General features: G+C 55.8%; 3 protein-coding genes. All 3 read left to right on the forward strand.

Annotation, left to right across the window (positions count from 1 at the left end; genetic code table 11):
* Positions 1 to 1,659: Ig-like domain repeat protein (locus MVK46_RS02875; protein WP_297535140.1), on the forward strand; the 1,659-nt coding region annotated here is incomplete at its 5' end.
* Entirely contained in the window at positions 1,643 to 2,671 is a 1,029-nt protein-coding gene (locus MVK46_RS02880; protein WP_297535141.1) for a hypothetical protein, read from the forward strand. The genes MVK46_RS02875 and MVK46_RS02880, both read left to right, overlap by 17 nt.
* The coding region (locus MVK46_RS02885) for an AAA family ATPase (protein WP_297535143.1) at positions 2,668 to 3,038 on the forward strand (371 nt) is incomplete at its 3' end. The genes MVK46_RS02880 and MVK46_RS02885, both read left to right, overlap by 4 nt.

Below are 3,038 nucleotides of genomic sequence, written 5' to 3' on the forward strand. Positions count from 1 at the left end.
ACGATAACAACGGGCACGCCCTTTACGGTCAAGGGAACGGTCTTCGGAGACAACGGCCAGCCCGCCCTCGGAACCGTCGTGATAACGCTCAACGAGTCAAAGAACTCGAGGGGAATAGTGATTGGACGCGGTTCCGTAATCAATGGAAAATTTGCCGTTAACTGCACCGTTCCGGATTCGCTTCCTCCAGGGAACTACGTAATTATCGCCCACTACCTGGGCAACGAGTTCTTCATGCCGTCCAACAGCGACCCCGTCGTCACCGTCAAGGAGAGAACGATACTAAGTCTGCCTTCGACGGTCGTTTCCAAGCCGGGCAACGTTACGGTTTCGGGGAGGCTGTACCTGGCCAACGGAACTCCTCTCATCGGCAGGAAAATCAGCGTTTACCTCATAGCCCCCACCTACCGGTTCCTATCTGCCTCAACGACTGGTCCAAACGGCTACTTCACGTTTACGGCCAACCTGACCAAACCCGGCTCCTACGAGTTGCTCTTTCAGTATCCAGGGGATTCCAAGACGTCGAGGGCGGAAAAGGTCGTTACGGTTCACGTCGTTGAGCTGAACGTTACGATGCCAACAAAATGGGTTGTTTTCAGGAAGGTTCGGGTCAACGGAACACTGAGGGGTGTCACCAGGGGAAACATCACCATAGGCCTTCCGTGGGGTACTGTTTCCGTTCCCATCGCCAACGGCGTTTTCTCAACGGAGTTCAACGTTACGGCCAAGCCCGGAAGGTACACCGTTCCCTTTGCCTACGAGGGCTATCCGCTCGCCGCTTACACCGTAACGGTGCTCTCACCCACGAGAATTCAGGTCGTGACATCTCAGATGAAGAGGCTCTCAAGGGGAATCGTCAAGGTAAGGCTGACCGACGCCTTTGGAGACCCGCTGGTGAACGCCGAGGTTACGCTCCATCTTTTCGGAACTCACAGGGCTTATACAAACGCCTCCGGGTGGGCAGTCTTCACGGTTCTTCCAACATCAACCGGGAGCTTCAAAGGTGTCGTGGAGTTCAAAGGGGACAGCCTTCACCTTCCGGCGGAGAGGGAATTTGAGGTTAAGGTTGCCGGTGTTTCATCGTTCCTCTGGTTGCTTCTCCTCGTTCCGCTGTTCGGGGTTGCAGGTTTCGCGTACAAGAAGAGGGAGCGGCTCGGAAAGGTCATATCCGGGGTCTCGAGGGAAAGGAAGGGGGTTCTCGTCCTCGACAGGGAGCCGCCGGTGTACGGGATTGGTGAGAGGGTTGTCGTTAAGGCGAGGAGGGAAGTTGAGCTGGTTGTGGACGGGAAGCCGGTTGGAAGGGGCAGGAGGTTTGAACTCAGCCTGCCCAAGGGCGTTCACATCATTGAGGCGAGGGAAACTGGCGAAAGGGTTAAGGTGAGGGTCGTAGATTTCAGGGAGGAGATTATGAGGCTGTACAACGAGTGCTTCCTGCGGTACGCCCGGAGTTTTGTGAGGGTGAAGGATTTAACTCCCGAGGAGATAGCCGAGGCTCTCGCGAAGAGGTTCCCGGAGAAGGCCGAGGCCATAAAGAGACTGACGTGGGTTTTTGAGGTTGCCAGATACAGCCTCTACGAACTCGGAGAGGAGGACTTTCTGAAGTTCTACAGAGACCTTAGGGAAGCGATTGGAGGTGACTGCTATGGGAAGGAGGGCTGACGTTTCGCTAATCTTCTACCCCGTCATAATGGTTCTCGTCTACGTGCTGTTCAGGCATCCCCTCTTCAGGGACTACCTCATGCCGTACCTTCTGAGCGTGGAGATAGCGTTTGCCGCGCTGTTCCTGTCGTCCATCATCAGGGTCACAACTAAGTCTGGGTCGCTTGCAACCCTTGTAAAGGGGGCGGGTATTGCTGTCGCCGTCTACACCCTCCCCCTCGTGAACATTGGCATAGACTACAGGCTTCCGGCGGCGTTTGTGGTCCTCGGGGTTACCCTCTCGGCCATGTCATCAGACTTGCCTGACGCAAAGGCGTTCGCTCTGAGGGGCGTTGGAATAGCAGTCCTGCTCTACGGTATATACATGGCCTCCTCACAGCTGTCCAGGGTCGGCATGTTTGCCAAGCCTTTCCTGTACGTCTCGGCTGGTGTGCTGGTATCCTACGCCCTGGCCGCCCTCGAATCCGCGGGAGTGCTGAGCGGAAGGTTTTTCATAAAGAACCTCAACGTCATCGTGGCTGTCTTTGCCTTCTACGGTCTGTACTATGCCCTCAGACCCTACGTGCAGAACTCCTATCCAAGGCTCGTCTTCTACTTCGACTGGCTGGTCCTCGCCTCGACCGTCCTGCTGGCGGCCCTTGCCGTTCAGAACTACCTGACGTCGAAGAACCTCGAGAACTACCTGGTCGGTGAGTGGAAGAGGCACGAGTTTAAGCTTTCTTTCCTCGGGGATGCCGAGCTTGAGAGGGCGAAATCATCAATAGAGGACTTCGTGGTCAGGGCCAGGAAAACGCCGCTCGTCATATACCTCACCCACTACGGCAGAATCCTTGGGGAGGACAGAATAAGAAGTATATGCGAGCCGATAATAGAGTATTCCAAACCCTGCCTCTCATCCTTCACGCCCGGCTGGTATCTCAAGAGGGTCGAAAGGAGGGAACTCGAAAAGAGGGCAGACCTCGTTAAAAGGGCGCTTGAAGAGGTTGAAAAGGCACTGGAGGGTGGAAGATGAAGGTTGAGGATATGGTTTCAACGGTTGGGGATGTTGTTGACGCAATCTCCGAGGTATACATTGGGAACAGGGAGGTTATCGTGGAGACGCTCGCCGCGGCGCTCGTGAACGGAAACGTCCTCTTTGAGGACCACCCAGGTCTTGGAAAGACGCTGCTGGCCAAGGCCTTTGCAAAGGTTCTGGGACTCGACTACAAGCGCGTCCAGTTCACACCGGACCTTCTTCCGGCGGACATACTGGGAACCAAGGTGTGGCGTCAGAACCTTGGAACCTTCGAGCTGGTTAAGGGGCCGATATTCACGAACGTCCTGCTCGCGGACGAGATAAACCGCGCCCCGCCGAAGACGCAGTCGGCCCTGCTTGAGGC

The organism is Thermococcus sp., from assembly GCF_027066465.1.
In the GTDB taxonomy this organism is placed as follows: Archaea; Methanobacteriota_B; Thermococci; order Thermococcales; family Thermococcaceae; genus Thermococcus.

Coding starts and splice junctions, on each gene's coding strand:
- MVK46_RS02880 (WP_297535141.1), top strand. CDS start 1,643: ATGGGAAGGAGGGCTGACGTTTCGCTAATCTTCTACCCCGTCATAATG.